This window comes from Cupriavidus sp. R6-3, assembly GCF_059772245.1.
Genome location: NZ_JCBAJO010000227.1, coordinates 1 through 7,402, shown reverse-complemented (window position 1 = coordinate 7,402; position 7,402 = coordinate 1). Strand labels below are relative to the sequence as shown.

The 7,402-nt window shown below is 70.4% G+C and carries 5 protein-coding genes; 2 read left to right on the top strand and 3 right to left on the bottom strand.

Annotation, left to right across the window (positions count from 1 at the left end; all coding sequences use genetic code 11):
• Together AC6EI8_RS22235 and AC6EI8_RS22230 are read right to left on the bottom strand one after the other, a co-directional pair.
• A partial coding sequence (locus tag AC6EI8_RS22235) for a hybrid sensor histidine kinase/response regulator (RefSeq protein ID WP_498382898.1) occupies nt 1-2,409 on the bottom strand: 2,409 nt, incomplete at its 3' end.
• A 185-nt stretch (nt 2,410-2,594) separates the two neighbouring features.
• Complete coding sequence (locus tag AC6EI8_RS22230; protein ID WP_149318434.1) at nt 2,595-3,128, bottom strand: hypothetical protein; 534 nt, start codon at nt 3,126-3,128, stop codon at nt 2,595-2,597.
• A 218-nt stretch (nt 3,129-3,346) separates the two neighbouring features.
• On the opposite strand from AC6EI8_RS22230, the gene AC6EI8_RS22225 reads away from it, so the two are divergent.
• The gene (locus AC6EI8_RS22225; RefSeq protein WP_149318433.1) at nt 3,347-4,495 is read left to right on the top strand and encodes an extracellular catalytic domain type 1 short-chain-length polyhydroxyalkanoate depolymerase; all 1,149 of its coding nucleotides are present in this window, start codon (nt 3,347-3,349) and stop codon (nt 4,493-4,495) included.
• Nucleotides 4,496-4,655: 160 nt separating this feature from the next.
• Here AC6EI8_RS22225 and AC6EI8_RS22220 read toward each other — a convergent pair whose 3' ends face one another.
• Nucleotides 4,656-5,969 carry an MFS transporter gene (locus AC6EI8_RS22220; RefSeq protein ID WP_498382897.1) on the bottom strand — a complete coding sequence of 438 codons (1,314 nt, stop codon included), beginning with the start codon at nt 5,967-5,969 and terminating at the stop codon, nt 4,656-4,658.
• A 370-nt stretch (nt 5,970-6,339) separates the two neighbouring features.
• Between AC6EI8_RS22220 and AC6EI8_RS22215 the strand changes: the two genes are divergently transcribed.
• The coding region (locus AC6EI8_RS22215; RefSeq protein ID WP_498382896.1) for a DUF748 domain-containing protein at nt 6,340-7,402 on the top strand (1,063 nt) is incomplete at its 3' end.

The following is a 7,402-nucleotide window of genomic DNA, read 5'->3' as shown; positions in this document are numbered from 1 at the left end:
CGGCGCGTGGGGCGCTGCGGCGAATGACGTCGAAAGGCACCGCCCGCCCGGCGGGTCCCCCAGCCAGTGTTGCAATGCGCGCCCGAGCGTGTCGAGATCGATCGGCTTGAACAGGCAATCGTCCATGCCGGCCGCCAGGGCTTGCTGGCGGTTGTGCGGCCGCGCGTCGGCGCTGTAGCCAAGCACGGGCACGCGCGACCGGGCCAGGGCCCGCTCCTGCGCGCGCAGCTTGCGCGCCAGCGTGAAGCCGTCCATGCCGGGCATGTTGCAGTCGAGGATCACGAGATCGAAGGTGGGGTCCGGCGCCGCGCACCGCACCAGCGCCTCGTGGGCATCGCCGGTACCGATTGCCTCCACCCCCAGATGACGCAGCTGCCTGGCCAGCAGCATCCGGCCCGCCGGATGGTCGTCGACGATCAGCGCGCAATAGCCCTTGCGCAATGGCGCGATCGCCGGCCGGCCGCGAGCGGCCTGACGGCTGTCGCCGCGCAGCGCGCGTCCTGCACAGGCCTCCGCGGTCAGCGTCAGCGTCAGCAGCGCGGTGGTGCCCTGGCCCGGCCGGCTGAGCAGTTCGAGGTCCCCGCCCATCTGGCGGGCGAGCTGGCGCGAGATCGACAGACCGAGGCCGGTACCGCTGGTCGAGCGCGCTTCCGCGGCCCGGAAGAAGGGCTCGAACAGCCGGGGCATCTGGTCCGCTGCGATGCCGGGGCCGCGGTCGCGCACCACGATGCGCACCGTTTCCCGATCGACATCCTCGCCCGCGCTCTCGAGCTTCACCGTGATGTCGCCATGGCCGCTGAACTTGATCGCATTGCTGAGCAGATTGCCGACCACCTGCCGCAGCCGCTGCGGGTCGGCCCGATGGCGGCGGGCCCGCAGCGTGCCCAACTGCAGGCGGATGCGCAGACCGCGCGATGCCGCCAGCGGCCGAAACGCCTGGACCCACTGCTGCAGCAGCGTATCGAGCTGCACCGGCTCCGGCCGGATTTCCATTCGGCCCGCCTCCAGCCGCGCCATGTCGAGCAGATCGCCGACCAGCGCGACCAGCGACTTGGCGCAGTCGTGCGCGGTGTCGATGTAGTGGCGGGCCTCGCCATGGATCGCGGTCTTGTGCTTGAGCAGATCGAGGATGCCGATCACCGCGTGCATCGGTGTCCGGATTTCATGGCAGATCGTCGCCAGCAGGCTCAGGCGATCCGCATCGGGCGATGCGCCGGGGGAAGCACCGACGGCAGCGCCGACGGCAGAGCCCACACAAGGCGAGGGACCACGGTGGCCGCCGTCCGCGGACGGCCGCATGCCGGCCGCGCTGCGGCGGGTGGCCGGGCGTGCGTTGCCCAGGCGCCGGTGCAGCGTGGTGGCGGCGCGGGCGATGCGCCGGCCGTGGCGATGCAGGGCGACCGCGCACGCACCCATTGCCGTCATCCACAGCAAGGTGCCGAGCGAGCAGGTCAGCAGCCATGGCCGACGTCCGTGGTGCGCGTGCGCGGGCGCCGGCAGCGCAGCGGGAACCGCAGCGGGCATCTGCGCCGTCGACACCCAGCCGGCCTGCAGCGCGTCCCAGTGCGCTGGCGGGATCGCGGCCAATGCCTTGTTCAGGATCATGCGCAGCTGCGGCGCCGCCGGCGAAACGCCGAAGCCGATCGCGGCCGGCTGCGGGCCCAGCGGAGCGGCCACGCGCAGCCATGGCGCGAAGGCGTAGCGGACCATGTAGTGCGCGCAGGTCAGCGTGTCGACCGCGGCGTCGGCCTGGCCGTGCGCGACCATGCGGTAAGCCTCGGTCGTGGAACTGGTGCGGATGACGGTGGCGTTGGGAACCTGTGCGAGGCGCTCCGCCAGGCCGCGGCTGCTGCGGCGCACGGCGATGCGCATGCCGGCCAGGCCCGCGGCATCCCGGATGGCGCCGTTGGCGGCGTGGGTGGTGATGACCCATGGCGTAATCAGATAGGGCAGCGATGGCTGCAACCGGCGCGCCCGGCGTCCCGATTCGCGCATCGCGGCGGCATCGGGCGGCGGCGAGTCCGCCGTCACCGCGGGCACCAGCAGCACCGTGCCGTCGCGCAGGGCCGCTTCGCGCGCCCCGGGGTCTTGCTGCCAGACCGGTTCGAAACGCAGGCCGGTGATGCGGCCGACCTGCTCGAGCGTCTGTACGGCGATGCCGGCGGCATGTCCACCGGCGCCGACGAAGGCCATCGGCCCACCGATCGGCGATGCGCTGTAGCGCACCACCGGATGGGCGGCCAGCCAGCGCCGTTCGGCACTGGTCAGCGTGTCGGCGAGCCGTTCGCGCACTGCTCCGGTATCGTCGCGCTGCGTCTGGATGCGGCCGAGCTGCGCGGCCACCAGCGCCGCCCACAGCAGGCAGCCGCACGACATCAACCCGTACAGCCGACGCTCAGAGCGCTGCATCGGCCGGCCGGCGCATCGTCGCCGCCATGCACGGCGTGCGGTTGGCAAGAGGGGTTGGCATCGCGGCGACCTCCGGGCAGACACAGTGAAGCGGAGGAATCTAGCCAATGCGCCATGCCGCGACTATCGCAGTTCGACGCGGACGGTGTTCTATCGGACGCGTTGCTCCGAATCCGATGCCGCGATCAATCCTGTTCGCAGCGGCCGGGCGCGATCGCGATTTCGCCGACCGGCCGGTCGCCGATGCCGGTGTAGCGAAACACCAGTGCGATGCCCAGGCGGCCCAGCACCGGTACATCGGGATTGCGGCAGATGCCGCGCACCAGAGCCGGCGTGGCGCTGGCCATGAAGGCGGCGGTGCCCTCGCGCGAGGCATCGAAACGAACGAGATTCAGATGGAAGACCACGCGCTTGCCGCTTTCGCCGCGGCAGCCGTCCAGACGCGTGGCGGTATCGAGCAGGATGGGGCCGGAGCGCGTCAGCTCGCGGCAGGCGCTGCCCAGCGCCACATCGGTGCTGCTGCCGGAACCGGTCAGCCGCGTGACGCCGTTCATGCCGGTGGGCCGGCCGTCGGCCACCCCGACCAGCAACCGGGCCAGTGCCGACATGCTCGACGGCGCGGTGGTCGAGGCGGCGGCGTTGCCATGCTGGGCCACCGCCGGCCACGATGCGCAGGCGATCAGGGCGGCTGCGCGCCAGGGGTGGGGCAACGAAATCAAAAGCGAGTTCCGCATGAAGATACCGGTATCGAGTTGGCCTCGAATGGCGGCTGCGGGCGGGCTGCCCGTTCGCCATGGCGAAACCATAGCGAGCCGATTGCCGGTGTGCTGTCAGTCACTGTCCTACATTGGCAAGCGAAATGCGTTCAAATCCATGTGCTATGCTGCAACGCAGCAAAAATCAACCCGGAGCGTTCGCGCGCTTCCGCAAACCGCGCATGGCAAGAAGCTTGATGGGAAATTGGCAGCGTCCGTGGCGGCAGATCGGCACGCTGCCGCGTCAGTCGGCCCGTCACCTTGGCGACTGGCTCGATCGCTTGCACGGACGGGGCACCACGGCTCCCACCGCCCGCACGCGCGTGCCGCCGCCGCTCGCGCTGCCTGCCGGTCCGCTGCCGGGGCAGTGGTCGCAGCGGCGCCTGAAGCTGCCGGCAATGCCCGGCGAACTGGTATCGCAGTTGAGCTACTGGCTTTACGAGCCGTCGCGCCGGCACCGCGGGCCGCTGCCGCTGGTGGTGATGCTGCATGGCTGCCGGCAGACCGCCGAGGACTTCGCCGCCGGCACGCGCATGAATGCGCTCGCCGAGCGCGAGGGCTTTCTGGTTGCCTATGCCGAACAGCCGCTGCGGCGGCAGTTGCAGCGCTGCTGGCAATGGTTCGACCTCGCCGCCAGCGAGGGCGCGCGCGAAGCGCAGGCGATCGCCGCGCTGATCGATGCGCTGGCCTTGCGGCGCGATGTGTGTCCCGATCGGGTGTACCTCGCCGGCCTGTCCGCCGGTGCCGCGATGGCGGCCGTGGTGGCCTTGCGCTATCCCGACAGGATCGCCGCGGTGGGCCTGCATTCCGGCGTGGTGGTGGGCGCCGCCGATTCGGCGCGGGCGGGTTTGCGGGCGATGCAGCAGGGCTCGCGGGCCGAGCCGGCGGCCCTGCTCGATGCGGCCGGCGTCGCGCTGGCCGGCAAGCCGATGCCGGCGCTGATCCTGCATGGCATGGACGACGAGGTGGTGCACCCGGTCAATGCGCGGCTGCTGGCGCGGCAGTTCCTGGCCTACAACCGCCTGCCGGATCGCGTCGATGGCGAGCGCCGTAGCGGTGAGCCGGTGCGGGCTGCCGGCGCGTCGACGCGCCAGCAGCAGGGCCACGCGGATGGCCACACCAATGGCAACGCCGATTCGGCCGGCATGCCCGCCGGCCACTACCTCGAATCCCGCTTCGGCTACTCCCGCCGCGATCTCGTGCAGCTATGCGAAGTGGCCGGGCTCGGCCATGCGTGGAGCGGCGGCGATCCGGCCTATCGCTATCACAGCGACACCGGGCCGGCGGCGAGCATGCTGATGTGGGAGTTCTTCCGCGAGCATCGGCGCTGAACCACGGCACCGGCCGGGCGGCCGGGGTGCCAGGGCAGGGCGCCCGGGGGCCTGGTCTTGGACCAGTCCCCGGATCGGCCTCCGGATCGGCCTGCGCAATCGCGCCCCGGACCGGCCCCGGAATCGGCCCCGGGATCGACCCGGTTCGGCCTCGGTCCGCTTACAACCTGGTCGACTTGCGCGCGAACAGCGCGGTCACCATGCCCAGCGCGCACAGCGCGACGACATAGTGCGCGGGCGCCAGCGGATCGCTCTTCAGCATCAGCGTCACCGCCATCGGCGTCAGCCCGCCGAAGATCGCGTACGACAGGTTGTACGAGAACGACAGGCCGGAGAAGCGGACATGCGCCGGGAACGCGTTGACCAGCACGAACGGCACCGCGCCGATGGTGCCCACCGCGAAGCCGGCCAGCGCATAGAGCGGCAGCAGCAGGTCGGGGCGCTGGTGGATCACCGTGTAGAACAGATAGCTGCTGACGGCCAGGAACAGGCCGCCGAAGAACAGCGTGCGGCGGGCGCCGATGCGGTCGGCCAGCGCGCCGGCCACCACGCAGCCGATCGACAGGCACAGCGTCGCCACGCTGTTGGCGACCAGCGCCGTGCGTGCGTCGAATCCGTAGAGCTTCTGCAGGAAGGTCGGCGTCATCAGGATCACGACCACGATGCCGGCCGACAGCATCCACGTCAGCAGCATCGACACCGCCACCGCGCCGCGGTGATCGCGCACCACGGCCTTCAGCGGCATTTCGGCGGCCAGCGCCTTCTTGCGCTGCAGCTCGGCAAATACCGGCGTTTCATGCAGCCAGCGGCGCAGGTACATCGACGCGATGCCGAACACGCCGCCGAGCAGGAACGGCACGCGCCAGCCCCAGTCGGTCAGCTGCTCCGGCGTGAAGATCGTGTTGATGCCGGTCGCCACCAGCGAGCCCAGCAGGATGCCGGCGGTCAGCCCCGCGGTCAGCGTGCCGCAGGCATAGCCGACGTGGCGGCTGGGCACGTGTTCCGAGACGAAGACCCAGGCGCCCGGCACCTCGCCGCCGACCGCCGCGCCCTGCAGCACGCGCAGCAGCAGCAGCGCGACCGGCGCCAGCAGGCCGATCGCGTGGTAGGTCGGCAGCATGCCCATCAGCAGCGTAGGCACCGACATCAACAGGATCGACAGCGTGAACATCTTCTTGCGCCCGAGCAGGTCGCCGAAGTGGGCCATGATGATGCCGCCCAGCGGACGCGCCAGATAGCCGGCGGCGAAGATGCCGAAGGTCTGCAGCTGCCGCAGCCAGTCCGGGATCGAGGGCGGGAAGAACAGCTGCCCGATCACGGTGGCGAAGAAGACGAAGATGATGAAGTCGTAGAACTCGAGGGCGCCGCCGAGGGCGGCGAGGGACAGGGTCTTGTAATCCTGGCCGGTCAGCGGGCGCGCGGCGCGTTCGAGCGACGCGCCGCCGGCGCCAACCGTACTGCTGGTGGTGGACATTGAGGAAACTCGCAGAAAACTCGCATGGAGGAGATCGCATGCGAAGCGCGCTAACACGGGTAAGTGTGAGGGTACGGCCGGCGGGTACAGCGCGGGAGAGAGGCAGGGCCAGAGGACGGGTGGGCCTCGGCATGCGACGGAACGCTTCGCAAAGGCGAAACGATACCAGATCGAAGGCCGGGCCGCCGATGCGCCGTTCGCAATAATCCCCCGCGCCCCGTCATGAAGCATTACCATAATGCCCAAAAAAGTGGGATCCAGAGCACAACTGGAGCCAAGGACGTGCATCGGGAGGGCGCCAGGCCGCGATGACGGCAGGCGAAAACCGCCGGGCACGTGCGGCTGTGGGGGTCAATTTCTTCGGGACGACATGGCATTCAAGATTTCCATGCAGGCCGCCACCGCGACGCCGCGGCGGCGTACGGGCCTGCGCGTGGCGGGCGGCATTGCGGCAGCAGTGGCGATCTTCGGTCTGGCCGGCTATTTCGGCGGACCGCCGCTGATCCGCTCGCTGGCCGCGAGCCAGGCCAGCGAGGCGCTGGGGCGCAAGGTGACGATCGGCGCGGCGCAGGTGCGGCCATTCTCGCTGGCCGCGACGGTCGGCGATGTCACGATCTTCGAGCCGGATGGCACCACGCCGATGCTGACGCTGGGCTCGGCCGATATCGACGCGTCGATCGCCTCGCTGTGGCGCCTCGCCCCGGTGGTGGACGCGGTCCATATCGACCGGCTCGCGGTGCATGTCGTGCGCGAAGCCGATGGGCGGCTGAGCTTCGACGACATCCGCGACCGGCTGGAGGCCAGGCCGAAGAGTCCGGACGACGGCAAGCCGGCCCGCTTCTCGATCAACAACATCGCGCTGACGGAAAGCTCGCTGCGCTTCGACGACAGGATGCTCGGCGAAACGCAGCGCATCGACCATCTGACGGTCACGCTGCCCTTCCTGTCGAATCTGCCGCACGACGTCAATATCGTCACGCAGCCGACCATCAGCGCCCATATCAACGGCTCGCCGCTGGCGGTCAGCGGCACCATGCTGCCGTTCGCCGATGCGCGCGAGGCGAAGCTGAACCTCGATCTGGATGGCCTCGACCTGGTCCGCTTCATGCCGTTCGCGCCGCGGCTGACCGATGCCGAAGTCAAGGCGGGCAAGCTCGACACGCGGCTGGTGGTGGGTCTTCGCCAGCAGCAGGACCAGCAGCAGATCGACGTCTCGGGCACCGCCACGCTGCGCGAGGCCGATATCCGCAAGCGCGGCGGCGCGCCGCTGCTGCAGGCCGGCAAGCTGACGGTCGATATCGCGCGGCTGGCGCCGGCCGACAACCTGATCCATCTGCGCGGCGTGACGCTGGACGGGCTCGACCTGCGCGCGCTGCGGCGGGCGGATGGCACGCTCGATCTCGCCACCGCCTTCCTGCCGCGTGCGGCGACGC

What these genes read in the sequence shown, in the direction of transcription:
- AC6EI8_RS22220 (WP_498382897.1), bottom strand. Translation starts at nt 5,969, where the DNA reads ATGTCCACCACCAGCAGTACGGTTGGCGCCGGCGGCGCGTCGCTCGAA.
- AC6EI8_RS22225 (WP_149318433.1), top strand. Translation starts at nt 3,347, where the DNA reads ATGGCAAGAAGCTTGATGGGAAATTGGCAGCGTCCGTGGCGGCAGATC.